This is a genomic window from Candidatus Moraniibacteriota bacterium, assembly GCA_016699795.1.
Lineage (GTDB): Bacteria > Patescibacteriota > Minisyncoccia > Moranbacterales.
Genome location: CP065011.1, coordinates 501,457 through 526,901 on the forward strand (window position 1 = coordinate 501,457; position 25,445 = coordinate 526,901).

Here is a 25,445-nt window from a genome sequence, read left to right on the forward strand (position 1 = left end):
TGACAAGTCTTCTTTGAAATATACTTTTTAATTTTATACTGTCGTTGCTGCACTTAATTCATCCCCTGCTTTTGGACGCATAATACGAACTCCCTGTGTAGATCTACCCAAAAGAGGAATAGTTTTGAGAGCAATTCGAATTATTTGTCCTTTCTTCGTTATGATAATCAAATCTTCTTCAAGATCTTCTTTATAAACAACGCTAGCCCAAACTAAATTACCTGTTTTTGGTGTTATATTAGCAGTTCGAATACCTCCCCCACCTCTTTTTTGGATTTTATATTGAGAGAATTTACTTCTTTTTCCATAGCCTTCTTTTGTAATAATAAGAAGTTCAGGATGTTTATCTAGATCTTGGATAACGTCCATGCCCACAACCTCATCGCCATGATGCAATCTTATTCCGCGAACACCAGCAGCCGTTCTTCCCATAGACCGCACATCCTCTTCGAAAAATCGAATAGCTTGTCCTTTGGCCGTTGTTAAGACTATTTCATTATTTCCAAATGTTGGTTTTACCCAACCCAAAGTATCTTTTTCATCCAAGCGAATCGCAATAAGACCACTTCTTCGAACCTTCATCAAATCCAATATAGCTGTTTTCTTTATAACACCCTGAGCTGTGGCCATAACTAAATATTTATAAGCATGGTCTTTTCCAAAAGCAACGAATTCAGTTATATATTCACTTGGCGATAACTGTAGAAAATTAACCATTGATTGCCCCTTAGAAACTCTAGATGATTCTGGTAATTCATAGGCTTTTAATTGAAATACCTTACCAAAATTTGTAAAGAAAAATAAATCATCATGCATCATCACCGTTAACACTCTACGAATAAGATCATTTTCTTTAGTTGCAGCACCAATAACTCCCTTACCTCCTCTATGTTGAACACGATAGGTTGAAGGATCCATTCTTTTCACATAGCCATCCCTTGATAAAGCTATTATAACCTCTTGGTTAGGTATGAGATCTTCTTGATTAATATCTCCAACACCTTGCGATACTACTTTAGTTTTTCGAGCATCCCCATAAGTCTTTTTTATTTCACGATATTCATCTTTTACAATACCCATAAGAGTCTCTCGTGAATCAAGAATACTCTGGAGTTCTTTCATTAAAATTTTCTTTTCTTCTAATTCATCTTCAATCTTTTTTCGTTCCAAACCAGCCAATGTCTGCAAACGCATTTCCAAAATTGCTGAAGCCTGTTTATCTGAAAATTGAAAAGAATTAACAAGATTTACATGAGCCTCTTCTTTTGAGGGCGACTTTTTTATAGTCTCTATAATCTTATTTATATGATCAAGTGCCTTTTTTAATCCCTCCAAAATATGTGCTCGATCTTTCGCTTTTTGAAGATCAAACTTTGTCCTTCTAAGAACAACTTCTTCTCTGTGTTTTAAATGCGCCTCTAAGACTGTTTTCAGATTAAGTACTTTTGGTTCTATTCCATCAACCAAAGCCAGCATATTTACATTAAAATTCTTTTGCAGATCTGTCATTGCATACAATCTATTTAAGACTTTCTTGGGATAAGCGTCTTTCTTTAACTCTACAACAACACGAACTCCGTCCCTATCAGATTCATCTCGAAGATCCTTAATTCCTGTCATTTTTCCCTCATGAACTAGATTAGCAATTTTCTGTAAAAAATCAGCTTTATTTGTGGCATAGGTCATTTCAGAAATAATAATATGAAATACTCCATCACGAACCTCCACAATTTCAGCTTTACCTCGCATTGCAATCTTTCCCCTACCCGTGCCATAAGCCTCTCGAATATCTTCTCGCCCAAAAATAATTCCTCCTGTAGGAAAATCTGGTCCTTTTATAAATTCCATAAGATCATCAACTCCTGCATCAGCATTATCCACAAGATATACAAGAGCATCCACAAGTTCTCCTAAATTATGAGGAGGTATATTCGTAGCCATACCCACAGCTATTCCAACACTCCCATTAAGAAGAAGTTGTGGTAATTTAGAAGGAAGAACTGAAGGTTCTTTATGAACACCATCGAAATTTGGAACAAAGTTAACAGTTTCTTTTTCAATATCAAAAAGCATTTCTTCTGCTATCTTCTGCAATTTTGCTTCAGTATAACGATAAGCAGCAGCGCTATCCCCATCCATTGATCCAAAGTTACCTTGACCCCAAATTAATGGGTACCTCAAAGAAAAATCTTGCGCCATTCGAACCATTGAATCGTATACAGCAGTATCTCCGTGTGGGTGATATTTTCCAAGAACATCTCCAACTACTGTGGCTGATTTTCTAAATTTTGCACTTGATTTTAAACCCGAAGTCCACAGTGAATAAAGAATTCTTCTGTGTACTGGCTTAAGACCATCTCGAACATCTGGCAATGCTCGAGAAACAATCACACTCATAGCATAATCAAGGTATGATTGTTGAATTTCATCAACAATAGACTTATCTTTAATATTTTCAGAAAATAAAGATTTTTCCGTTTCTTCTTTCATACTAGTTTTTCTCTCTTATTTGATCAGTATTTGAAATATTTAAATTTTGTTGTTCATCTTCTGATTTTACGTTTTTATCATCATATTGAGTTTCTAACTGCTGTAAGGTGTTATATTTCAATTCCTCTGTTTCTTTATATATTTCCTTACCTCCTTCCATTAATTCTTTTTGAGGCAAAATATTTTCCAAGTTTTTTAATTGAAAAATAATTTGCATTTTTTGACTTGTAGAAACAAGCCAAATAACAACAATAAAAAACATACTCACAGAGACATAGGCGAGAACATATCTTTTTCTTATATATTCAGGTTTTTCTTTAATATTTTGAATATGTTTTGTAATAAAAAACATAGAAATTCATTCTCAAAAAAATAAAATTTTACAGAATTTGTGGTAATAATTCAACAATATCCATATTTCTATTAACAAGATCTCTCGATTTTATTGTTAATTTAGGAAGAACTTCACAATCTTTGATTGCCATCTCAGAATAAAAAGCATCTTTTGTATTCTCTTCTCCGTATGATTGTGGTATTCCATAATACATAGGAATTATTATTTTTGGCTCTATGGAGCGTATAAAATCCGTTGCTCTCTTAACATCCATAGCTTCTAATCCTCCTATGGGAATCATTAAAATATCACAATTATTCACTTGTGCATACACCTCTTTAGGAACATTACCACAGGTTCCTAAATGAACAATTTTTATATCCTCAACTTCTATAAAATATCCTATTTTATCCCCCATGCAAACACCATCTCTATTTTCACAATCATATCCTATAATATTAACTCTGTGATGTGAATATTCTCCTGGTAAATGGATAGACATTGGCTTTCCTTTTATTTTAGATAAGGAAGATTTCTTTTTTGATGAAGTTAGAAATATAATATCTGCCTCTGTATATAAACCTTTCAAACCCGCTGTTTTTTCATCAGGATCAATAAAAAAGGTAAGTTCTTCAGCTAATCGACCCTCAGGTCGAGTTTGAATTTTAAAACTTGTACCGCCAAAATACTGAATAATCATAAAAAAGTCCTTAATTTACTTTTAAAGTATAAAAAAGTTAGCACATCTCACAATTTAAAGCAACTTACAAAAATATCTCTTTCACAATAAATTCTTTCTTTTGTCAATACTTATATTGTATTGTTCTATGTGGAACATTGTTTTGTATTTAAATTATTTATATTGCATTGTTCTATGTGGAACATTGTTTTGTATTTAAATTATTTATATTGCATTGTTCTATGTGGAACATTGTTTTGTATTTAAATTATTTATATTGCATTGTTCTATGTGGAACATTGTTTTGTATTTAAATTATTTATATTGCATTGTTCTATGTGGAACTCCTTTGTGTTTTTTGGATACTTTATAAACACATTATCTTTAATTTGTCAATTATTAAATTGACTTTTTGTTTTATATTCCATAGTATATATCTATGAGAAAGGGGATATAGCTTAGCTGGTAGAGCGCTTCCATGGCATGGAAGAGGTCGAGGGTTCGAGTCCCTCTATCTCCACACCACACCAAAATCCAACAAAAAGCCCTTGTAGTTCAATGGATAGAACAGCACACTCCTAACGTGCTAATGTAGGTTCGATTCCTACCGAGGGCACTCTCAATAATAATTCATCTTTACACGTTATTTTTTAGAATAAAACCTTTTAACCTTTATGAGTTTACGACGAATTGAAAAAATAAACGAAGTTATAAATCGAGAAGTTTCAGACATATTAAAACGTGATTTTTCCTTAGATTCAGAGATTTTCTGTACTATTATCAAAGTAGATACTTCACCAGATTTAAAACATTCAAAGGTGCATCTTAGTATATATCCAGAAAAAAGAGCCCCTTCTTTCTTAAAACGCTTAAGTAAACAAAAAGATAAAATTGAAAAAAAATTATTTTCTAAACTCTGCATGAGAATAGTTCCGAAAATTGACTTTATTTATAATAAGACAGAACAAAAGGCCGATCATATTGAATATTTGCTAAAACGTATCCACGATGAACAACAGTCCTGACTTACTGAAAACACCCTCGAGGATAAAGCCTTCTCTAGAACAACAAAAAAAGAAATTTCATAAAGAATTCCACACGTTCTATCACATTTTAAAAAATTCTAAAAATTTTCTTCTTGTTGCACACTCTTATCCTGACTTTGACACTTTAGGCTCAAATGTAGCTCTTTATAGATTTCTCAAACAGAATAATAAAAAAGTAACCATTACTTGTACCCAAGAATTACCTTCGGAAATATCACATCTCTATCCTTCTATTTATCTAGAAAATCCAGAAAATCTCTCTCTTCATTCCTATGATGTCATTATAGCCTGTGATTCGGTTGATAGGGGATTCTCAACTATTATTTATCCCCAGATAGACATAACGAAACAAATAACTGTTATTATCGATCATCACCCCGATATCACAACACGTGCTGATGTAATGATTTTAGATCAATCCGCCTCTTCTGCTTGTGAATTATTAACAAAATTTTTTTATTCTCAAAATATAGAAATTTCTTCTCTTATGGCAACGTCCTTACTTTCAGGAATATTGGGGGATACGGGAAATTTTCAACACACAAACACAACAAAACAAGTTCTTAAAATAACATCACTTCTTTTAAATAAAGGAGCTCATCTAAAAAAAATTTCGTCTGGTATTTTTGCAAACAAAAAACTAAGCACACTCCAATTATGGGGAAAAGCTCTAGAAAATGCTAAAATAAACAAAGAAATTGGAGTTATTATTACAGGAATAACGCAAAAAGAAATAACTGATTGCCATGCTCATTCAGAAGAAATTTCTCAAGTTGCCAATATGCTTGCTACCGTTCCTGGTATTCATTTTTCTCTTGTATTAACTCAATACGATGCCTATACTGTAAAAGGAAGTCTTCGAGCAGAGCCTACTCATAACAATCCTATCGACCTTTCTCAACTCGCCCATAAATTAGGCGGGGGAGGACATGCGCTTGCTAGCGGATTTACGCTCAAAGGCCATCTTATTCAAAGAAAAAATGATTGGATAATCCTCTAATTGCTTTATGGAAACTTTTGAAAAATTAGAAGGTCGTATTGTTAAATGCTATAAATGTTCTTTAGCAACAACAGCAAAAAGAAAAGTTCCAGGATCAGGGAATAAAAAAGCTCATATCCTTTTTGTAGGGGAGGCTCCTGGAAAAAAAGAAGATGAAACAGGGGAGCCTTTTGTGGGAACGTCTGGAAAAATACTCAATGAACTCCTTGATTCCATATCCATAAGTCGTTCTGAAATCTTTATTGCTAATATTGTTAAATGTCGCCCTCCAAAAAATAGAGATCCTTCTCCTTCGGAGATTATTTTATGTAAACCATGGCTATTAAAGCAAATATCATTAATACAGCCAAAAGTTATCGTTACTCTTGGAAGACATTCTCTTAAAATATTTCTTGGAAATGATAAAAATATTTCAGAATGTCATGGAAAAAATCACACTATTTCTTTTTCTAAAGAAATAAAAGCTATCACCATAATTCCACTGTATCATCCAGCTGCGACTATTTATAACAAAAAATTAAAAAAAGTACTCTTCGAAGATTTTCAGAAACTTCGAGAATTCCTTTCCTAGCTTTATTCATTGACGACAACGACTCCTTTCTATACACTATCTATATAAGAGTGTGGGGAAAAGGTCGCGTGGCCGAGCGGTTTAGGCAAGGGTCTGCAAAACCCTCTACCCCGGTTCGATTCCGGGCGCGACCTCAGAAAAATTTTAGCCGCGGTGGTGGAATGGTAGACACGGAGGACTTAAAATCCTTTGAGATTTAAACCCTCATGCGAGTTCGAGTCTCGCCCGCGGTACTTATAGTATAAATGGGAGGAAAAAATTTTATTACCAAAAAGAATTTATTTTCATTCTTGTAAAAAACTTTTTTCGTTAAAAACACAATACCTCCTTAAAATAATTTTAAGGAGGTATTTGCTCTCTTTTTTAATTTTCTCTTAATTTTCGAAAAAATATTTATTATCGAATAACCTTTGCTTCAAGGTTTCTTCTCCCAAAAGCAATCGCTTCTTTTTTTGTTTCCATATAAATGTCAAATTTATTTCCTTTTATTGCTCCACCACGATCTTCGCATGTATACATACCCATTCCATCTATAGAGATTTTCACTCCAAAAGGGTATTCTGGGGGACATGCTAAAGTTCTTTTTGGCTCAACCTTAACACCAGACGCTGTTATACCATCCGATTTTCCACATTCATCAGCTGATGCAGTATAAGCGCTAGCATTTATAACAAAATTTTCTTCCGAAAGATTTTTCCAACGATTCTCTTGTTTTTTTCTCCAAAGAGACATTTTTCTTTCGTATTCCAGATCAACTAATTGTTCTTCGGAATAAGGAATAATTCCTTCGTATACGGGCATATTTGGATTCTGCGTTCGATCAAAATTATAAAAATAAAGCAAATCTTTTTCTCTCAAATCTCCGCTTTCTGTTTCTGCTATTGCATAGAGAGGGGTAAAAAGAAACAATGAGAATAAAAATAAACTAGAACCAAAGAAATATTTCATTCTTAGAACAGAATTACAATATAAAGTCATAAAATAACTTTATAATATTAGACTTTGTATTCTATAAAAAAATACAACGTGTCAAAAAATTGACTCACTACATTAACACTTTTTTATAATTTTGTCAATACTTCGGTGATGATTTTTCTGCTTTAAAAATGTTTCCTCATTATCATAGTTCGTTATTATATCTATCCTTCTTACTCCTTTTTTTCTCTTAAAATATATTTTTAAAAGAATTTTTTCATCACAAAAAAAGATACTTTCCTTCAACAAAACACACTATTTTCCTTTCATTGATATTTTAAAAAGTCTTCGTCTCTTTTTTATAACCAAAAAATAAAAAATCCGTTTTTATACGGATTTTTTATTCTATAAAAGCTTTTTCTCTGGTATTTACTTTTTAAGAAGCATTAGTCCCATACGATGATCTTTTGATTCTATAGAAAGAATTTTCCAACGATACGTATTTCCTAAAACAAGAACTTCTTCCATCATCTTTCCCTGATATACATCTTTAAATTCACTAATATGAGCAAGTCCGTGAATATTTTGATCAAGATAAACGAAAGCACCAAAAGGATTTATCTTATCAACTTTACCTTCTACTTCATCCCCAACCTTATATTTAGTCTCTACATCTTCCCAAGGATCTTTTTTAAGAGCCTTAAGTGAGAGTGAGATTCTAGATTCTTCTATACCAATAATCTTTGCTTTTACCCTATCACCCGCTTTTACTATTTCTCGAGGATTATCGATTAATTGCCAAGCTAATTCTGAAATATGAACCAATCCTTCTAGTCTACTATCTCCAATTTGCTTTGATTCATCTACTTCGGAAGGATAAAATTTAACAAAAGCTCCAAAATCAACAACACCACTCACCTCACCTTCAACAACATCTCCTTTCTTCAAACTAGAGATCATAGTCATTTCTTTCTCACTCTGAGCAGCTTTTTCACTTACAATAAGTTTTTCTGATTGTCTATCCCAATCAATAACACGAATCATTAATTCTTTTCCAATTAATCTGCGTAACATTTCCAAAATTTTTGCTTTATCTCCATCATCAACTCGAGGATAATGTTCTCCTGACAATTGAGAAACTGGTAAAAATCCTGTAACTCCATTTACTTCAACAAGTAAACCTCCTTTATTTGCATCAAGAATCCTTGTTGGAACAGATGCTTTTTCTTTTGCTTTCTCTTCAATATCTTCCCATGCTCGTTCATAAGATGCCTGACGAACAGAAAGTTCTATATACCCATCTTCATTATCTAAATCTACAACCATTGCTTTTATAGGGTCTCCTATTTTGAGAGCATTAACAATTCCCATGCCGTCACGCATTTCAACACCATAAACAATACCAATACCTAAAACGCCTAAATCTAACAAAAGAGCACTTGATTCTTTTTCGATAACACGTCCTTCTACGATATCACCCACTAATGGAACATGAATTCCATTATTTTCAAGCATAGTTGTGAAAACATTCTCACTTTCTGAAGAACTTTCATTCTCCTTTACTTTTTTTTGGAAGATAAATTTTGGTATACTCATAAGTATTTATTCAAAACATGTGAGGTCAAGATCCCACAAAACATTAATAAATTATTTACTTGACTACTTCTCTAGCCGGTATAAAGTACAGCATTTTTTTTCTTTTGGCAAGGGGTTATTCCTTCAAGGGGTTGACAAAAAAAATGAAGCTCGTATAATTTTGTACGATATTTAATTCTTAAGGTTTCGTGATAATGATCATCCCTCATTACTTCAAGTAATGACTTCTGATCTCTAGTCTGAAACCATACAGAAGGAACGTGACGTATTCGTACGTACACACAACAACAGCAACCAACTCATTTTGATATGGTTAGTTGCACAAATAGTAAAGATAGTCATCTTTTATCTAATGGTCGGCATAGATCCCGACTCTTCCATTTATTACAAAGAGCTCGAAAAACTCGTAAGTATTCAGCTATAGCGGTTGTTTTAATGAGTGTTTTTCTTGTTTCTACTAATAATATTTCTACTCGTTATAAAACGAAAGATCAATTAGAAAAAGAAGTTTTTACGCATTCTTTTAAGACAAATACTATTGAAGAGAAAACTTCAAGAAATACCATTGCTGCTTTGCCTTATATTCAAACAAACAACACAACAACTTCACAACTAGAACAAAAACAGGAAATCTCCATTCTTCCACCTGATGCAAAAACTCAATCTGCTTTTTCTTATTTTTCAGCACAATCCTTTGTAGCTACTGTTAATGCTATGGAAAAAGATCCTGAAATAGACGGTGGTATGACTCTTTATGTAGTACAAGAAGGGGATACGGCGAGTTCGATAGCCTCAAAACATAATATAAACATCAACACACTCTACTGGGCAAACAATATTGAAAATATTGATGAGATTATGCCAGGAGACACCCTCTTCATCCTTCCTGTTTCTGGACTAAAATATAGTATTAAAAATGAAGACACTCTCAAAAGTCTTGCGGATAAATACGAAGTTAGTGAAGATCAAATCATAGCCTTTAATGAACTTCCAGCAAATGGACAATTAAAAGAAGGTGATGAAATTATTATTCCGGGAGCAAAAAAGGATATTCCTGAACTGGAACAAGAAGAAGTATCACCAAACACAAATCTTTTTGCACCGAGGCAGTATACTGGATCTAACGGAAAAAATGTTGAGAACAGACATGGTAAACCCAACACTTTTCCTTATGGTTATTGTACGTGGTATGTAGCTCAACAAAAACACGTTCCTTGGCGAGGAAATGCTGGAACGTGGCTTTATAACGCCAAAGCCTCAGGATATGCAACAGGAAGTAAACCAAAAACAGGATCTATCGTTGTTACTACTGATAATACTTATTATGGCCATGTTGCTGTAGTAACGAAAGTATCGGAAGATTCTATTACTGTAAAAGAAATGAATTATAAAGGATGGGGAGTTGTTAATACTCGAGATATTAGTATCAAAGATCGACGTATTAAAGGGTATATCTATTAGAAATTCTTTTTTAAAATAGGAATCACACTCTTTAAAATACAGTATTGTGAAAAATAAATAGCATGATAAATCCTACATTTTTTAGTATTTTTTCTTTTAAAATAGGGGGGAATATTCTATTTCTTTCCAGGGTATGCACAAATTTTTGTTTTCATGATATTATAAAAATATAATAAAAAGATACTTTAGTGTAAGAATGTTTTCATTTTCTTATGAAACAAATACAAAATAAAAAAAGTTATTTCATTTTCTTTTCCACCTTCCTTTTCTTACTAGTTATTTTTCTTCCTACAATACTTTACGCTGCGCCAGGAGAGCCTAGTCTTGTAGATAAAGTTTTCAGCCCTATTATTAGCCTTTTACTCGGTATTCTTTGGTTAATAACTTCTCTTATTAATGTCGCGGCTGTTTTATTTGGCTATGTTGTTGATGCTAAAAGCTTTTCAACTATAATGAATAATCCAGCTATAAAGACTTCATGGATTGTTGTTCGTGATGTCCTTAATATCGCATTTATTCTTGTTCTTCTTTTTAGTGCTTTCGCTACTATATTTCAAATTGAAAAATTCCATGTAAAAAAAATCCTTCTTACTCTTATCATCATGGCTCTTTTAGTAAATTTCAGCTATCCCATATCGAGATTTATTATCGATACCGCAAACATCCCCATGTATCATATCGCCACTGTTGTTTTTGGCGAGGGCGCTGATTGGATGGCTGTTCTAGCGGGAGAGTCTGGATTAGGGGATCTCTTCAAGCCTGCAGCAGAATTTGAAAATCAACAATATAAAGATCTTTTAGCTGCTATTCTTTTTTCATTCATTTTTCTCATAACTTTAATGGCTCTTTCTGTTTTATTCCTCATTCGATTGGTAGTTCTTATTATACTTGTCATCTTTTCTCCTCTCGGTTTCGTAGCGGCAATTCTCCCTTCAACCAAAAATTATGCTGATGATTATTGGACTGCCTTAATGAAAAATGCATTTTTTGGTCCCATTATGATGCTCATGCTCGCTCTCAGTATTTTTATTCTCAAGGCATTCCAAAGCGCAAGTATTGAAGGATTTGCTTCAGGAAATGCAGCTTCTACTTCTGGTGAAACAGCTCTTGCTCAATGGGCATTTGCTTTTGTTCCTGTTGTCATTCTTTGGGGAGGTATAATTTGGTCCCAAAAACTTGGTGCTGTAGGGGCAAGTTTAGTTATGAGTAAAGTTGATAGTTATTCCAGAAAAAGTTGGGGTGGTGTAAAACCCATTCTCTGGGCGGGAGATCGTGTAACAGGGGGGCTTACTAAAGGGATAGATGGGGGATTACGTTTTTTAGGATATAATCGAGCTGCTCGAGTCAATTCAGCCTACAATCAAGCGAAAGCAGTTCCATCAGCAGTAAAAAAAGTTTATTGGGATGATAAAGTAGCCGCGAGAAAACAAGAAGCAGAAGATGCTCGAAACCTTGTAACAGGAAGATTACCTCTTAGCGGAACAACTGTTCGAAATGCCCACGAAAGACTCGAACAACAACAAATACAAAGAAAAAAGAAAGAAAATGAAGAGAAAAATTATACCATGTCCAACTATCGCAATGATTTAGCTGAATCGAACGACAAAGTAACCCGAATCGCGGCTGCTCAAGGAATGGCTCAAAAAGGATTTACGAACATTCCAGACATACAGAGAGCGCTCCAAGCTAGTAGAGGAGATTTGGATACGCAACAGTTAATCTTACAAAAAATTCCCAAAGAATTAGCGTCGCAAATCAATCCAGATCAAATTCGTGGCTTAAGTAATAACCTCACAAATATAAATACTCTCCAAGAAAATCAACCAGGTCTCTCAAATGCTGACGCGCAGGCGGAAATTGATACCCTTAGAAACACGTTCGATTCCAAACTAAGAGAGAACCTTAAAGTAAAAAATACAGATGCTCTCGTTCAAAGTTTGTCGAATATACAAGGAAATACTAGACTCTCTTCCCAAATTTTAAAAAATGCGGATGCTGGAGCATTAAGAAATCTTAATACACAACAAACAATAGCTCTTAGAAATACGCTAACTGACAGAGCCCGCATTCAAACTATTAATCCCCATCTCGATGCAACAGAAGTTGATGCTGAAATTGAGGAAGTAACACGAAGTCTTAGAAATGCTTTACGGGATGCGGGAAGAATAGATCTCTATATCGATAGTGAACTTGATCCAGCATATGTTGGTACTCGCACAAGAGAGCAAATCGTCAATACAACAGTCAGGAGTATGGATAATAAATCTCTTGGAAGCCAAAATGAGGCGTTCTATAGAAGTCAGGCTGTTCAAAACAATTTTGCAAATATGACGCTTAACAATCCTCAAAGATTTAATGATGTAATGACACATATGAGCAATGAAAATCTAAACCATCTGCAAAGTCCAACTCTTCTCCCTTAAATTGTATGCCAAAACAAAAATATCCTTTTTTCTTTTATCCCATGCTTCTCGATAATGAAAAAAATCAAGGCTTTTCAAAAACATTTATCGACCATTGGATGCGCCAAAAAAAACTCCCCGAAAAAAGGGGTCTTGTTCTTGTTCACAGTAAAACAACCGAATGGATAGCAGAAATTTCAAAAAAATATAATTTTTCCGAAAATCAGACAACAAGTCTTTCTCGTATTATTCGTGATTTTGGACTTAATGATATTAAGGAAAATGAAATTCCTTTGCTTATACAAAAAAGTTTCTCTGCTTTTTCCGAGGAGCAAAAAAAGTTTCTTGAGAATTTTATTGTAAAACTCTTTCAAATAGAGCTTCCTGAAGATACTCTTTATCAAGAAGAAATACCTAAGGAAGAAAGTAAAGAAAATTCTCTCCCAAAAGAGAGCATACCACAATCTCCAAAACTCACTCTTTTAGAAGCTCTTATTAAGTACCCACGAATAGGTCAGCAACTCATTACCTCTCAAAACATTGTTATGCGAGGTGCTCAAGAACCTGTTCGTCCTTCCATAAAAAATTGGATTACTCTTTATCAACAAGAAATGGGACCTTCACCTCATGAAACTTTTGAAAGGGGAAATTTTCTTTTTCAAAATCAAAATGCTACAAGATTATCCCCGAGAGAACGTGAGTTAATTCATGAAATCCTCAAATCTCTCGATGAAAACAAACCCCTTCCTATAAATCAAATTACTCAAGAAATCCGTCTGGATGAGATAATGAGTTCCTCTCAAGGTTCTTTTTCTAAAGAAAAAACTTCTCCTTCCATACAAACAACTTCGAATCAAAAAAAGGATTTAACTATGAATTCAGGCACGCTATCCCTAAATTCTTCTTCTACAAAAAAAGATAATTTGGAGTATCGTTCGGAAGAAAAACCTTCTTATTCAAAACAAGACACTGCAATAGCATCAAATACTCAATCAACTTTTCAAGGATTGCGTATTGGCGGAGAAAATGATAATTTTTTTTCAAAAAAAACACTGGAAGATTCTCTTAATACTAAAAATATTAGTTTTTCCTCTGGTCAAAAATTCCCCGGAGAAGAATAATTGATAAATTTTATTTTTTCTTATTTTTGTGTTACTCTCTAATACAGTAAGGTATTCTTTTTTTCAAAACAAAAATTATTAGAGTATGATGCGATTTCCTGTTCCACAATTTATCGGAGTTGAAGATAAGATTGCAGGACCCCTCACATGGAAGCAACTTTATTGGATGATTGCTATGGGAGTATTTCTTCTCCTTCTATGGAAAGCTTTTTCCCTTATTGTTTTCATCCCTCTTGGTGGACTTGTTGTGAGTATTTTTACAGCATTTGCTTTCTATAAACCATGGGGTCAACCCCTTTCTAAAATGGTATGGCATGCTATGATATTTCTATTTCGACCCAAAACATATACCTGGCAACAAACACCCACTGCTGCAAAGATCATCGGGGGGGACATTGCCATTCCGATAGCTCCAAAAAAAGAAGATCCTAAAAAAACATTACAACGAATACAAGATTATTCAGAAGTTCTTGATAATCCTACAAAGAAAACTTTTTCAGATTCAATGGTGACTCCGAAATCAAAACGTGATATACTTTCAATATTCTCAAAAAAAGAAAAATAACCTATGTCAACAGAAAACCTACATCAGCCAAATCTTTCTCCAAAAAAACAAGGACCTAGTACTTTAGAGTATGTAGACGTTCAGGAAATTCATGATGGCATTGTAATACTCAGAGATGGCTCTTTTCGAGCTATTTTAGCTGTTTCTTCTCTTAATTTTGATCTCAAGTCTAGTGATGAACAAGATGCTATTATTTTTCGTTATCAGCAGTTTCTTAACTCTCTTGACTTTCCTCTTCAGTCCACTATTCATTCTCGAAGAATAAATATCGCACCTTATCTCGAAATGCTCAAAATTCGTGAAGCTGAACAAACAGATGAGCTTATGCGTATGCAAATTTATGAATACCGTAATTTTATTAAGAATCTCACAGAAGTTCAAAATATCATGACAAAGTCTTTCTTTGTTGTTGTACCGTTTTTTCCTGTTGAAAAAACAAAAAAAGGTATCTTTTCGGAACTTTTTCAAATGTTCAATCAAGATCTTGTTATCAAACACAAACTTGAAAAATTTGAAACTTACAAAAGCCAGCTCTTGCAAAGAGTTGATCATGTTGTTGCTGGTCTTTCTGGAATGGGGCTACGACTCGCGCTTCTAACCACAGAAGAAACCGTAGAACTTCTTTATAATTCATACAATCCATCTCTCTTTAGTATGAATATTATTAATGACATCGAAAGTATGGAAACTCAAAATAGAATAACTCGATAAACATGGACAATACTACAACAGAAAAAAAAGATTATCAGAAAGAAGACGAGCTCTATCAACAAGGAATGTCTTCTGTTCGAGGTTTTATAGCTCCTGCTGCTATGAAAATTTCTTCATCTTTCTTGGAGATGGGGAGTATCTTTTCTCGCACACTCTTTGTTATGACTTATCCGAAATATCTTAATAACGGTTGGTTTTCTCCCATAATTAATATTGATTTTTCCATGGATATTGCCATGTTTATGCATCCCATGGATTCTTCTATTGTTCTCAAAGATCTTCAAAAACAATCGGCTCGAATTTATTCTCAAATTCATCTAGAAGCGGAAGGTGGTAAAGTTCGTAATCCTATTCTAGAAGCAGCTTTAGAGAATGTTGAGCGTTTACGAGATGATCTTCAAACTGGTACTGAAAGATTTTTTCGATTTGGTATGTATCTTACGCTTTACGCATCATCCTCACAAGAATTAAATGATATAACGAATCAAATAGAATCTATTTTAGAAGCTCAGATGGTCTATTCCAAACCCGCAGTTTTACGAATGGATGAGGGATATTCTTCTACCATACCATTAGCTAATGATGAGCTTGATTTAGCAAATAATCTTAACACCTCTCCTGTATCAACAACCTTTCCTTTTATCTCTTCAGAACTTTCTTCTAATGAAGGTATTCTTTATGGAATAAATCGTCATAATAATAGCCTCGTTCTCTTCGATCGTTTTCACATGGAGAACGCGAATATGGTTATTTTTGCAAAATCAGGTGCTGGAAAAAGTTATACTGTCAAACTTGAGATTCTTCGATCTCTTATGTTCGGAACTACTGTTCATATTATTGACCCAGAAAATGAATATCAACATCTTTGTGGGGCTGTTGGAGGAACCTATGTGCCCATTTCACTTAACTCCTCCTATCACATTAATCCTCTTGATCTTCCTAAGGTTGAGCCCGGAAAAGATGATCCTGAAGGAATTTTCCGAAGTCATGTAGCCTCTATAATCGGACTTCTTCATCTTATGCTTGGTTCCATAACTCCGGAAGAAGATTCTTTACTCGACCGTTCGATACGAGAAGCTTATGCCATAAGAGATATCACTCCTCATTCTAATTTTTCTATACTCACAAGAGAACAAATGCCCACTATGAGTGATGTTCAGAATGTTCTTTCTAATGTACAGGGTGCTCAATCCCTCGCTGCACGTCTAGAAAAATATACTGAGGGAATCTTTTCTGGATTTCTTAATCAACATACTAATGTTGAAACGTATGGAATACTCACAACGTATAATATTCGAGATCTGGAAGAAGAACTTCGCCCCATCGCTATGTATGTTGTTTTACAGCATCTCTGGAATGAAATGCGTCATGAGCTCAAACGAAGACTTCTTGTTATCGATGAAGCTTGGGTTATGATGCAAAATGATGATGCAGCTTCTTTTGTTTTTGGTATTGCTAAAAGATGTCGAAAATACTACACAGGATTGACTACTATAACACAAGATATTGCTGATTTTATGAGCTCCCGTTATGGAAAACCTATTGTCACAAACTCATCTATTCAATTTCTTCTTCGTCAATCACCTGCATCTATTGATGTTATTCAAGATACTTTTTATCTTACAGATCAAGAAAAATTTCTCCTCCTTGAAAGTAATGTAGGGGAAGGAATTTTCTTTGCTGGCCTCAAACATGTTGCTATACGTGTCGTCGCTTCTTACTCAGAAGATCAAATTATCACCTCAAATCCTCAACAAATTCTAGAAATTGAACAGGCTAAATCTGATTTTGAAAAAAGTAATCTCTAAACTCTATGGAAAATGATAATTTCCAAAGAGAATTCGAATATCAGCAACAACTCCAAAATCTACAAATCAATCAAAGGATGCGCTCTCAAAAAATAAATGAGAATTTGCAAAGAGGTGAAAAAACCTTACGCAAAGGATCCAGGATTGTTACTGATTTTAAAGGAATTTCTAAATCAAATCTTCTCAACGTCGTTAAATTAGCGAGAGAACATAGAGAGGCTATTAAGTATGGGGATTTTTCTGTTTTTTTTCTTCCTTTTGTTCTCGCTCTAGGAAAAGACGTGCCTCTTGACATGCTTGGGAATATTCCTATCTTTGGGCAACTTATAACAGCTATTCCTAGTTTTGCTATAACATTGTATCTTTTTGTATTTCTTTTTGGACATGGCTTGTGGTGGCGTAAAAGACTTTTACGAGCATTACTCAAAATTTTACTTTTTTTACTTGATTATCTTCCTTTTCTCAATTTTCTACCTTGGACAACTTTGGGTGTTTTTCTTATTTATCGCGATGCCAAAAAAGACAAACGTGTAGCGGAAGAAGCTGAAAGAAAATTATTAGAAGAAGATAAAAAACAAAGATTACAAAATCGAAGACGTTTAGCACAAGCACAAGATTCGTTTATTTAATTAATTATTACCTTTTTATGATTATTAAAAAAGAAATATTTCGATTTCTCTTCATTATCTTCGTAGCCGTTCTTGCTATGTTTTTTACTTTCCGATTTACTTCTAATGGTATTTTTGAAGGAATTCTTATTTATTTTATGTTTTTCTTCCTCTTTCCCTTATTATTTATTCTTTTTGTTCTCAAAGAAAAACTCACAAACTTCGGTTTTAAAATGAATATTTCCAAAACATCTCTCATTTGGTTTTCTGGAATACTCTTTGGTGCGGTATTCTTTTTCTCTTTATTTTTATGGTTTTTTAACAAAGAAACAGAATTTATGCCACCCTCTGTTTTGACAGCATCTTTTTGGCCATTTTTTCTCTATTTTTTCATTTTATTGGGAAGTATTTCTCTTTTTTATGAAATATTCTTTCGTGGTTTTATCGAGCTTGGAACAAAAAAAATTCTTGGCTATTGGTCAATCCTCTTTCAATGGCTTCTTTTCATTTCCTTTCTCTATTTTACGAAAGATCTTTTTTTTGAGAATGGTTTTTTTAATTGGTTAATTCTTTTAGATATAACTTCTGCACTCTCATCAGGATTACTTATTTATAAAACGGGATCTCTTTTTTTATCATTTCTTTTTTCTTGGTTTTTTGGTATACTTATTTCACTGATTTCGATAATCATCTATACTCTTTAATAGATTTGAAAATACAAAAATTATTATTTTTAGAAAAATAAATATGCGCACAAGAAAAATTTCACGAATATTTGCATTTTTTCTTTTGATCAGCCTTAATATTACTTATATTTCTCCCGTTTTTGCCCAATTTAGTGGTCTTATTGAGGAAGCTGCGAGTATTATTGAGAGACGTTATCATCTCAATCTTGGATCCATACAAAACCAGGGTGAGTATTTTAATGTTTCCGATCAGAAAAAACTTGCTCCCGAACTTATTATGAATTTCACCCCAACAGATCCGAAGCCTGGGCAAGAACTTACAGCGAAATCTTTTCCTATGTATTTCGAAAATAATAAAGAAGAATTATATTATACATGGTATCTACAAAAAGAAGGTTGTGATGATCTAGATTCTAAAAATAATTTAGAAAAATGTGATGCCGATGGAGATGGTACGCTTACCATTGAAGATTGGAAGGTGGAAGCTTCCCGTATAATTGCTAATAGCGTTATTGAAAGAGATGAAATTAAATATGACAATGATGATGATAATGATGGATTTGCTTATGTCCATACTGGTAAAAAAGTAGCTGTCTATGGTGGGGCTGCTCGAAGGCAAATACTTGAACGATGTTATATTCTGGATCGAGAAACTGGAGAACAACATGAATTAATTAAAGGAAAGGCTCCAGATGGAACTCCCGGAAATAATCAAAATCCATTCGATTGTGATCTGACAACACATAACGTTCGTTGTCTCGATCGTGCTGCTACACCCTCTGGATGTAGTTTACCTACTTGTTTTTCACATCCTTCACCCTATTTTACAGCGTTAGCTCCTGATTGTCTCTCTGATAATAAAATTTCTTGTGTAAGAGGAAAACCCTATTGTATAGCAAAAATCTATACACTTGATGATGACCCCGCGACTTATTTAGAAAAAGAACAATGTCATGATGACTACCCTGACTTTTGTGGCTCTCTTTATATAGATGCTAAAGAGTTAACTTCTTGTGATAATGGAGGTAATAATGGAAGTACTTATGCGACAGCTGGCTGTAAACACCTTTTTCCCAATGCTAAAGGAAAAGAATTTATAACAAACAACAAACAGGGGACTTCAGTCAATGAAGTTACAGGGGATGGGGAATACGAATTACAAGAAGAAAAATTTTGGGTTACCGATCCTCATAACGATGATACCGCCAACACAGGAAATGGTGATGAATCCAATATTGTTGGTATGGGCATAGACACTTTTACATGGAATTATCAATTAGGCGATAAGGTTGGTTTGGTTATCGAAGGAACTTCCCAAATTCCAACTAAATATGATAATCATTCCAAAATGATTATGTGGGCTTTTTCTAAAAATGATTGTCCCGTAACAGGAAAGGGTGTTTATTATCCCCAGGTAAAAGACTATGCCGTTAAAATCCATACTACTACAATGGATCTTGATAGTTGTCTTGAAAAAAATCTTATCGATCCTCGAGAAGGGGGTCAAAAAAATAATATCGATGTAAGCTTGGTATATTCTCCTGAAAAACCAATGAATAATTCTCGTGTTGTTGGTGGTGAAGATACTGCTCCAGATAAAGATGATAGCCTTGGTTTTGGCGAAACACTTACGATTAATTCTTCTATTTCAAATTCAAAAAAAGACGAGTCTCATATTTCTTATACCTGGAAAGTTTTTATTAGCAAAGATGGGACTTTCGATCCTAGAAAATATGTAAGGGAATCGGATCCTATTAAAACGGGAGATGAATCTACCGCAGGATGGGTTGAAATAACAAAAGAGCTTGTAAAATATAAACTCGTCGATCTCGTTGAGGGAAATAATATTTCAGATTTAGATATATCTCTCAATATAACTGAAAAGCTTTTAAAAGAAGCTGATCCTTCTCTAACTATTGAAAAGGTTTTTCCTGATTCTTTAGGAAATATTGGACATTTGCGAGTACGTCTTTATGTAAAAGAAGAATTTGCACCCGATGTATCTGCTGATGGAGTTTCTACGATTATAATACCCGTTAATAATAGCGGGAAGAGACTTACCTCCTCATTAGCATTTCTTGATGATATAAAACCTAAAACTTTCATTAATGAAGATCCTAAATCTACAGCTAATAATAAAAAAGTTCTTATCTGTGAAGATAAACTTACTCTTGCTTCTGGCATTTGTTATGTAACCAAAAATGAAGTTATCGCTGCTGAATTAGGAAAGTTGGAAAATGAAGATGCTACTGAAAAACTTACTAATTTCTCATGGGAGCTTGACGGGAAACCCCTTCTTTGTGATAAGAATGTTTCTAGAAAATATTGTGAGGATGACAAACAAACTCGATACAATTTTTTTGCTATCACAGGAAAACCAGGAGAGCGTCATTCTTTAACACTAACAGCATTAGAAGAAGTAACTGGTCAAGTAAAAACATTTACACAAACCTATGAAGTTGTCGATCCTTTTATAGAAATAATCCCCTTTGATGATAATGTTTGGCCTAAATATCTTGGAGCTTATCGAGACGCTCAAGGTAAATATCATGAAGATATAAGCACTGAAGTTTTTCAAGGTTATTTTGGGGACTCTGCCTATCTACAGGCTGTATTTTTTCCTGATTTCTTGAAAAAAAGAGCTCGAAAACAATGGCTCTGCTCATCAAATCTTTGCGATACTACTCACATGGAGATTGGCGCAAATGAACTTCCTACCGTTTATTTCCCTATGATAGATCCTCCGGGACATACTTATAATGTATCTATGGAAGCGATTTATCAACAGAACAGGGAAGTACGAGAGGCTATGCAAAGAATATGGGGAATGCGTATATTTGAAACTACTGATTATTGGATAAAGAAGGCTGTTCGTATTGAAGTTCTTGAAAATAATGAAGAGGAAGATATAGCTCTTTTAACTCCAAAAACATTTTTTGCCTCTGTTCTTTCAAACACCCCTAAACATATTTGGTTTGCAACGCAAGCATTTTTAAGCATTCTCGTTTCTATATTCATATTAGGAATTCTTTATTCTTTAGGAAGATCTAATCGTTCATCATAAACAAAAAAAACATTTTGCAATGAAAAATATTTTTATTATAAGCTCTGTTCTCTTTAGTATTACTCTACTTTCTTGGTTATTATTTGTTTTTTTTGTTAAAGATCCCAAAGAGATAGAAGAGAAGCCTTCTCCCATTAGTGAGATTCAAGAAAAAGAAGAACCCAAAGAAACCAGCTCGCCTTTTCAAATTTTTAGTGATTTCCCTATTCTTTCTCCACTTCTTTCGGAAGACGGTTCTTCTATTTTTGGTTATCACAAAGAAACGTCCACACTTTATTCTCTTAATGTAGAAAGTGGAGAAAAAAAAGTCCTTCAAGACACACAACTCACAAATCCCCTCATTGCTCTCTGGGCAAAAGATCCTCGTATTTCCATACTCAAAACTTCTCCCCAAAAAAATGCTGAGTATTTTCTCGTGGATAGTAATTCTCAAACAACAACACCTCTTCCTTCCAATATTACCTATTTAAATTGGGATAATCTATCTGAAAAAATTATTTTCATTCAAAGAAAAAAGCCTGAGGAGATACTTTTTTCCACGGCAAAACCTGATGGATCAGAACCAAAAGAACTTCTTACTATCACAGAGAAAGGAAGAATTTCTCTTATTCCTGTACCACAATCCCCAGCTATAGCTTATTGGCCACAAAGCGCTAATACAAAAATTTCACCACTTTTTCATATTAATCTTAGTTCCGGCACAAAAACGGAAATATTTTCAGGAAGATATGGGGGAGATTATCTCTATTCTCCTGATGGAGAAAAAATTCTTCTTAGTTGGTCTCCAGAAAAAAACAGTTCCAAACTCACACTCGCTCTCTTAAATAAATATGGCGGTCAATATAAAGATCTTGGCCTTCCTACATTAGTATCTAAATGTGCATGGGGAAAAAATACTGTACATATTTATTGCGCTGTTCCCACAGGAATACCCCAAACAGCTGTTATGCCCGATGATTATCTTAATGGAAAAGTATCTACCGTAGATTCTCTTTGGAAAATAAACGTAGAAACTGGAAAAAAGGAACGTGTCGTAGAACTCTCTGATATAAAAGAAACTTTTGATGTTACTAATATTTTTATCGATGCAAGCGAGCAATTTCTTTATTTTACGAACAAATCCACAAATATCCTCTATAAAGTAAAACTCCCTTAATCCAATAGCTCTCTTTTGAAAATAAGAAAAAATATAGTAACCTCTATGTTTAAAAATAAAATATTTAAAAAAATAAACATCCTTCTTTTGAATATCAAAGAAAGAATTATTTTTTTTGTTTTTATTCTATCTTTTTTTATTATTCAAAGCCCCTCTGTTTTTGCCATGACTGAAGCTGAATGCGAAGCAAAAAGTGGTGCTGGTCCGAATGAGAAAGCTTATTGCTCTTCTACTATGTGCTCTACTGGGGAAGGGAAAGAGACTTATTTAGGAGAATGTGATTCACTTATCTCGCCACATTGTTGTAAAAAAGGAGATTACACTACAACTACAAGTTGCGCTGCTTTGGGTGGTACTTGTAGTGGCCACGCTAGTTGCCCCAGCCTCACCTCTCGTGTTGGTCTCTGTGATAAATTAGCTGATGGTGGAACTGATACTTGTTGTAAACCAACAAAGATTGTTTATCCTGATGGATCAACACCAAAAGCCAATTCAACCTCTTCTTTCGACTATACCCCCCTCGAACCCATTCCAGGTGCTACAAATGATACATCTACTCTTGCAGGATTTCTTGAAGGTCTTTATTTTTTTGTTATGTGGAGTGCAGGAGTGATGGCTATGTTCATGATAGGGTTGGGAGGTTTCTGGTATCTTACTTCAGCAGGAAACACTTCTCGTGTAGGAGAAGCTAAAACTATTATTGTTAATGCTCTTTTGGGACTTTTAGTTCTTACGTTTACATGGCTTATTCTCTACATCATTAATCCAGATCTTACTAAGTTAGATTGGAGTAGCTTGGAGGAAATTCTCATTGATCGAAAGGGGTCCTCCTTTAACAATCCTCCTCAAATTGGTCCAGGAAATCCTAATAATGGTAATGGATCTTGTAGCCCAGTTTCCAATGGACCTTGTTCGGTTGAAAATTTAAAACAAACCTGTCTTTCTTCAAATGTAAATGTATTTTCACAAATATGTAATAAAGAAAGTAGTGGAGACCCTCTAAAACCAAGTGTCGTTGATCGTTGTAAAAAAAGAGGTAATAATGAGCCCTTTTCTATAGGTCTTTATCAAATCAATCTTACTGTTCATACTATAGGCGGTCTTAATTGTCCTTCTGCCTTCAATGGAAAAAATTATGATTGTATAGTAATTAATAAGGATCTTTATGAAAAATGCGTTAAGGCGGCACAAGATCCCAATCTTAATATAAAAAAGGCTTGCGAAATTTCAGGTAATGGTAATAATATAGGTCCTTGGAAAAATACAGCTATTACTTGCGGTCTTTATAAATAAAAATAGCTTTATGAAAATAAATTATCGATTTTTTATTCTTTTTTTTCTTTCTCTTATTTTTTTAGTTGGGACTTTTTTTATAACACTACAGTATATTAACTTTCCTTTACTCCCAAATAAAAAAGAAACTCTAGAAAAAAAAGTGGGTGAAGAAAATAAACCTAAAAAAGAAAGAATTATTGAAATTCTAGACCATTCCAAATACACTCATGAAAAAATAGGCTCGGATATAATATCTCAATCAAGAAAAATAGATGATACTATTTATATCTTTCTCGAAAAAAATAAAATTAGTGAATATGAAAATCCTGATTATGTCATTTATTATTTTTTAAAAAAAAGTCCTAATGGGGAGATAAAACCTGAGGGCTCCGTAAGAATCATTCTTCAAAAAAAGCCATTTGAAGAGCTTAGAGCCCTTGCGGAAAAAGATTTTCTTGATAAACTTGCTCTTACAAAAGAGGATGCTTGTCAACTTGATATTTCAGAAACTATTTTATTTGAGATAGATCCAGAGCATGGTGGGGTTGATTTTGGATTAAGTTTTTGTGAAAACTCTTTATAAAGATTTCACTATTATTATAAATCCCTTCATAAAAACTTCTTCTAACATACTTTATTTTTCTTTCCAAAAAACGCATTGTCTTTTATAATTTAAAATAAGATATTTCAAATTATAAAATTAAATTGTCTTATTGTTTTTAAAATAAAATAATATGAAAAATAAATTCTTTCCTTTTTTCTTTTCTTTTCTATTATTTTATTCATTCCTTCCGATTCAAGCTCAAGCAGGATTTACTTCAGATGCGGAATGTTTTGATGCTTTTGGAGTACCAACAGCAAAGAATTCTGCTTGTGCGCAAGGGTATTATGAAGGTGGTGATATTTGTTACAAATTAGCTGATGGTACAATTAACTGTAACTTAACAAAGTGTTGTATAGACGAAGAAAAAGGAAATAAAAATGATTTAACAAAAAAATGCCAAACTGAAATGGGGGGGACTTATATCACAGGGAATATCTGCTCTACTGGTGATGATGAGAAAGGAACATTAAAAGATCCAAAAAATCCAACATATACCTACAAATGTTGTAAAAAAAATTATACAACTCCTTCATCAGATTCTTCTTTCGACTATACCCCCCTCGAACCCATTCCAGGTGCTACAAATGATACATCTACTCTTGCAGGATTTCTTGAAGGTCTTTATTTTTTTGTTATGTGGAGTGCAGGAGTGATGGCTATGTTCATGATAGGGTTGGGAGGTTTCTGGTATCTTACTTCAGCAGGAAACACTTCTCGTGTAGGAGAAGCTAAAACTATTATTGTTAATGCTCTTTTGGGACTTTTAGTTCTTACGTTTACATGGCTTATTCTCTACATCATTAATCCAGATCTTACTAAGTTAGATTGGAGTAGCTTGGAGGAAATTGCAGTAGATGTGGGCTCTGAAACAGGAACAGGAAATAAATCAACAATTGATACACCAACAACCGTGGGTTGTGGGAAAATAGTTGAAGCTGCGCATGCTATGGTAACTAGTGGCTGTAAATATAGCCAAGCGAAACGAAATGCTTGTACTGGAAATCCAGGGTATACAGATTGTTCTGATTTTACATATCATGCCTATAAAAAAGCTGGTTGTAGCACTGGTTTTGGGAATACCACAGCTACTATGGTAGGTAAAACACCTACATTTAATGGAGATCAATCAAGTCTTAAAGCTGGTGATGCTCTTGTTTATAATAATGGGGGTAGTGGTCATGTTGTTATATGTGAACAAGATGGCTGTAATACAATAACTCATGCGTCGGGAGAAAAAGCTGGTTTAAAAAAGGGAGCTTCCTCTGGTTACATATTTAAAAAACCGAACCTTCATGTTATTCGAGCAGAAACATTTTGTGCCAATGCTAAAGATGCTTCTTGTTAACTTAAAAA

General features: G+C 33.9%; 21 protein-coding genes and 4 tRNA genes. 20 read left to right on the forward strand and 5 right to left on the reverse strand.

The window, feature by feature from the left end:
* Window positions 1-33: 33 nt before the first annotated feature.
* The 3 genes from gyrA to IPN70_02485 all read right to left on the reverse strand — a co-directional run bounded on the left by gyrA (window position 34) and on the right by IPN70_02485 (window position 3,524).
* Entirely contained in the window at window positions 34-2,490 is a 2,457-nt protein-coding gene (gene gyrA, locus IPN70_02475; protein ID QQS61763.1) for a DNA gyrase subunit A, read from the reverse strand.
* A gap of 1 nt (window position 2,491) precedes the next feature.
* Window positions 2,492-2,752 carry a hypothetical protein gene (locus IPN70_02480; GenBank protein QQS61764.1) on the reverse strand — a complete coding sequence of 87 codons (261 nt, stop codon included), beginning with the start codon at window positions 2,750-2,752 and terminating at the stop codon, window positions 2,492-2,494.
* A gap of 118 nt (window positions 2,753-2,870) precedes the next feature.
* On the reverse strand, window positions 2,871-3,524 hold the full coding sequence (locus tag IPN70_02485) for an MBL fold metallo-hydrolase (protein QQS61765.1): 654 nt from the start codon (window positions 3,522-3,524) through the stop codon (window positions 2,871-2,873).
* Window positions 3,525-3,950: 426 nt separating this feature from the next.
* Between IPN70_02485 and IPN70_02490 the strand changes: the two genes are divergently transcribed.
* The 7 genes from IPN70_02490 (at window position 3,951) to IPN70_02520 (ending at window position 6,353) form a co-directional block, all read left to right on the forward strand.
* A tRNA-Ala gene (locus IPN70_02490) sits at window positions 3,951-4,023 on the forward strand.
* 24 nt (window positions 4,024-4,047) lie between these two features.
* Window positions 4,048-4,119: transfer RNA gene (locus IPN70_02495), tRNA-Arg, on the forward strand.
* Window positions 4,120-4,177: 58 nt separating this feature from the next.
* Window positions 4,178-4,528: a 30S ribosome-binding factor RbfA gene (gene rbfA / locus IPN70_02500; protein QQS61766.1), complete on the forward strand. Its 351-nt coding sequence runs from the start codon at window positions 4,178-4,180 to the stop codon at window positions 4,526-4,528.
* Window positions 4,512-5,549 (forward strand): bifunctional oligoribonuclease/PAP phosphatase NrnA, encoded by a 1,038-nt coding sequence (locus IPN70_02505; GenBank protein ID QQS61767.1) that lies wholly within the window; start codon window positions 4,512-4,514, stop codon window positions 5,547-5,549. Before rbfA ends, IPN70_02505 begins: the two co-directional genes overlap by 17 nt.
* Before the next feature lie 7 nt (window positions 5,550-5,556).
* Complete coding sequence (locus tag IPN70_02510) at window positions 5,557-6,120, forward strand: uracil-DNA glycosylase (protein QQS61768.1); 564 nt, start codon at window positions 5,557-5,559, stop codon at window positions 6,118-6,120.
* 62 nt (window positions 6,121-6,182) lie between these two features.
* Window positions 6,183-6,254: transfer RNA gene (locus tag IPN70_02515), tRNA-Cys, on the forward strand.
* Between the two features lie 13 nt (window positions 6,255-6,267).
* Window positions 6,268-6,353 (forward strand) — tRNA-Leu (locus IPN70_02520).
* A 163-nt stretch (window positions 6,354-6,516) separates the two neighbouring features.
* On the opposite strand, the gene IPN70_02525 is transcribed toward IPN70_02520, so the two are convergent.
* The gene (locus IPN70_02525; protein ID QQS61769.1) at window positions 6,517-7,098 is read right to left on the reverse strand and encodes a 3D domain-containing protein; all 582 of its coding nucleotides are present in this window, start codon (window positions 7,096-7,098) and stop codon (window positions 6,517-6,519) included.
* A gap of 366 nt (window positions 7,099-7,464) precedes the next feature.
* Window positions 7,465-8,550, reverse strand: a complete 1,086-nt coding sequence (locus IPN70_02530) for a S1 RNA-binding domain-containing protein (GenBank protein QQS61845.1) — start codon at window positions 8,548-8,550, stop codon at window positions 7,465-7,467.
* A gap of 390 nt (window positions 8,551-8,940) precedes the next feature.
* On the opposite strand from IPN70_02530, the gene IPN70_02535 reads away from it, so the two are divergent.
* From IPN70_02535 to IPN70_02595, 13 genes are all read left to right on the forward strand, one after another.
* Window positions 8,941-10,092 (forward strand): LysM peptidoglycan-binding domain-containing protein, encoded by a 1,152-nt coding sequence (locus tag IPN70_02535; protein ID QQS61770.1) that lies wholly within the window; start codon window positions 8,941-8,943, stop codon window positions 10,090-10,092.
* A gap of 212 nt (window positions 10,093-10,304) precedes the next feature.
* Window positions 10,305-12,515 carry a hypothetical protein gene (locus IPN70_02540; GenBank protein QQS61771.1) on the forward strand — a complete coding sequence of 737 codons (2,211 nt, stop codon included), beginning with the start codon at window positions 10,305-10,307 and terminating at the stop codon, window positions 12,513-12,515.
* Between the two features lie 5 nt (window positions 12,516-12,520).
* Entirely contained in the window at window positions 12,521-13,615 is a 1,095-nt protein-coding gene (locus tag IPN70_02545; protein QQS61772.1) for a hypothetical protein, read from the forward strand.
* A gap of 85 nt (window positions 13,616-13,700) precedes the next feature.
* On the forward strand, window positions 13,701-14,180 hold the full coding sequence (locus tag IPN70_02550; protein QQS61773.1) for a PrgI family protein: 480 nt from the start codon (window positions 13,701-13,703) through the stop codon (window positions 14,178-14,180).
* 3 nt (window positions 14,181-14,183) lie between these two features.
* Window positions 14,184-14,891 (forward strand): hypothetical protein, encoded by a 708-nt coding sequence (locus IPN70_02555; GenBank protein ID QQS61774.1) that lies wholly within the window; start codon window positions 14,184-14,186, stop codon window positions 14,889-14,891.
* A 2-nt stretch (window positions 14,892-14,893) separates the two neighbouring features.
* Window positions 14,894-16,699, forward strand: coding sequence for a DUF87 domain-containing protein (locus tag IPN70_02560; GenBank protein QQS61775.1), 1,806 nt, complete (start codon window positions 14,894-14,896; stop codon window positions 16,697-16,699).
* A gap of 5 nt (window positions 16,700-16,704) precedes the next feature.
* A complete protein-coding gene (locus IPN70_02565) occupies window positions 16,705-17,328 on the forward strand; it encodes a hypothetical protein (GenBank protein ID QQS61776.1) in 624 nt (207 codons plus the stop codon).
* Between the two features lie 17 nt (window positions 17,329-17,345).
* Window positions 17,346-18,011, forward strand: coding sequence for a hypothetical protein (locus IPN70_02570; protein QQS61777.1), 666 nt, complete (start codon window positions 17,346-17,348; stop codon window positions 18,009-18,011).
* A gap of 43 nt (window positions 18,012-18,054) precedes the next feature.
* Window positions 18,055-21,057 carry a hypothetical protein gene (locus IPN70_02575; protein ID QQS61778.1) on the forward strand — a complete coding sequence of 1,001 codons (3,003 nt, stop codon included), beginning with the start codon at window positions 18,055-18,057 and terminating at the stop codon, window positions 21,055-21,057.
* Window positions 21,058-21,076: 19 nt separating this feature from the next.
* The gene (locus IPN70_02580) at window positions 21,077-22,213 is read left to right on the forward strand and encodes a hypothetical protein (GenBank protein QQS61779.1); all 1,137 of its coding nucleotides are present in this window, start codon (window positions 21,077-21,079) and stop codon (window positions 22,211-22,213) included.
* 165 nt (window positions 22,214-22,378) lie between these two features.
* Window positions 22,379-23,506 (forward strand): hypothetical protein, encoded by a 1,128-nt coding sequence (locus IPN70_02585; protein ID QQS61780.1) that lies wholly within the window; start codon window positions 22,379-22,381, stop codon window positions 23,504-23,506.
* Between the two features lie 10 nt (window positions 23,507-23,516).
* Window positions 23,517-24,071, forward strand: coding sequence for a hypothetical protein (locus IPN70_02590; GenBank protein ID QQS61781.1), 555 nt, complete (start codon window positions 23,517-23,519; stop codon window positions 24,069-24,071).
* A gap of 151 nt (window positions 24,072-24,222) precedes the next feature.
* Window positions 24,223-25,437: a hypothetical protein gene (locus IPN70_02595; protein ID QQS61782.1), complete on the forward strand. Its 1,215-nt coding sequence runs from the start codon at window positions 24,223-24,225 to the stop codon at window positions 25,435-25,437.
* Window positions 25,438-25,445 lie beyond the last annotated feature (8 nt).

What these genes read in the sequence shown, in the direction of transcription:
- IPN70_02575 (QQS61778.1), top strand. Translation starts at nt 18,055, where the DNA reads ATGCGCACAAGAAAAATTTCACGAATATTTGCATTTTTTCTTTTGATC.
- IPN70_02590 (QQS61781.1), top strand. Translation starts at nt 23,517, where the DNA reads ATGAAAATAAATTATCGATTTTTTATTCTTTTTTTTCTTTCTCTTATT.
- IPN70_02540 (QQS61771.1), top strand. Translation starts at nt 10,305, where the DNA reads ATGAAACAAATACAAAATAAAAAAAGTTATTTCATTTTCTTTTCCACC.
- IPN70_02580 (QQS61779.1), top strand. Translation starts at nt 21,077, where the DNA reads ATGAAAAATATTTTTATTATAAGCTCTGTTCTCTTTAGTATTACTCTA.
- IPN70_02510 (QQS61768.1), top strand. Translation starts at nt 5,557, where the DNA reads ATGGAAACTTTTGAAAAATTAGAAGGTCGTATTGTTAAATGCTATAAA.
- IPN70_02530 (QQS61845.1), bottom strand. Translation starts at nt 8,550, where the DNA reads ATGCTTGAAAATAATGGAATTCATGTTCCATTAGTGGGTGATATCGTA.
- IPN70_02480 (QQS61764.1), bottom strand. Translation starts at nt 2,752, where the DNA reads ATGTTTTTTATTGTTGTTATTTGGCTTGTTTCTACAAGTCAAAAAATG.
- IPN70_02595 (QQS61782.1), top strand. Translation starts at nt 24,223, where the DNA reads ATGAAAAATAAATTCTTTCCTTTTTTCTTTTCTTTTCTATTATTTTAT.
- IPN70_02535 (QQS61770.1), top strand. Translation starts at nt 8,941, where the DNA reads ATGGTTAGTTGCACAAATAGTAAAGATAGTCATCTTTTATCTAATGGT.
- IPN70_02545 (QQS61772.1), top strand. Translation starts at nt 12,521, where the DNA reads ATGCCAAAACAAAAATATCCTTTTTTCTTTTATCCCATGCTTCTCGAT.
- IPN70_02550 (QQS61773.1), top strand. Translation starts at nt 13,701, where the DNA reads ATGATGCGATTTCCTGTTCCACAATTTATCGGAGTTGAAGATAAGATT.
- IPN70_02505 (QQS61767.1), top strand. Translation starts at nt 4,512, where the DNA reads ATGAACAACAGTCCTGACTTACTGAAAACACCCTCGAGGATAAAGCCT.
- IPN70_02525 (QQS61769.1), bottom strand. Translation starts at nt 7,098, where the DNA reads ATGACTTTATATTGTAATTCTGTTCTAAGAATGAAATATTTCTTTGGT.
- IPN70_02555 (QQS61774.1), top strand. Translation starts at nt 14,184, where the DNA reads ATGTCAACAGAAAACCTACATCAGCCAAATCTTTCTCCAAAAAAACAA.
- IPN70_02485 (QQS61765.1), bottom strand. Translation starts at nt 3,524, where the DNA reads ATGATTATTCAGTATTTTGGCGGTACAAGTTTTAAAATTCAAACTCGA.
- IPN70_02565 (QQS61776.1), top strand. Translation starts at nt 16,705, where the DNA reads ATGGAAAATGATAATTTCCAAAGAGAATTCGAATATCAGCAACAACTC.
- gyrA (QQS61763.1), bottom strand. Translation starts at nt 2,490, where the DNA reads ATGAAAGAAGAAACGGAAAAATCTTTATTTTCTGAAAATATTAAAGAT.
- IPN70_02585 (QQS61780.1), top strand. Translation starts at nt 22,379, where the DNA reads ATGACTGAAGCTGAATGCGAAGCAAAAAGTGGTGCTGGTCCGAATGAG.
- rbfA (QQS61766.1), top strand. Translation starts at nt 4,178, where the DNA reads ATGAGTTTACGACGAATTGAAAAAATAAACGAAGTTATAAATCGAGAA.
- IPN70_02570 (QQS61777.1), top strand. Translation starts at nt 17,346, where the DNA reads ATGATTATTAAAAAAGAAATATTTCGATTTCTCTTCATTATCTTCGTA.
- IPN70_02560 (QQS61775.1), top strand. Translation starts at nt 14,894, where the DNA reads ATGGACAATACTACAACAGAAAAAAAAGATTATCAGAAAGAAGACGAG.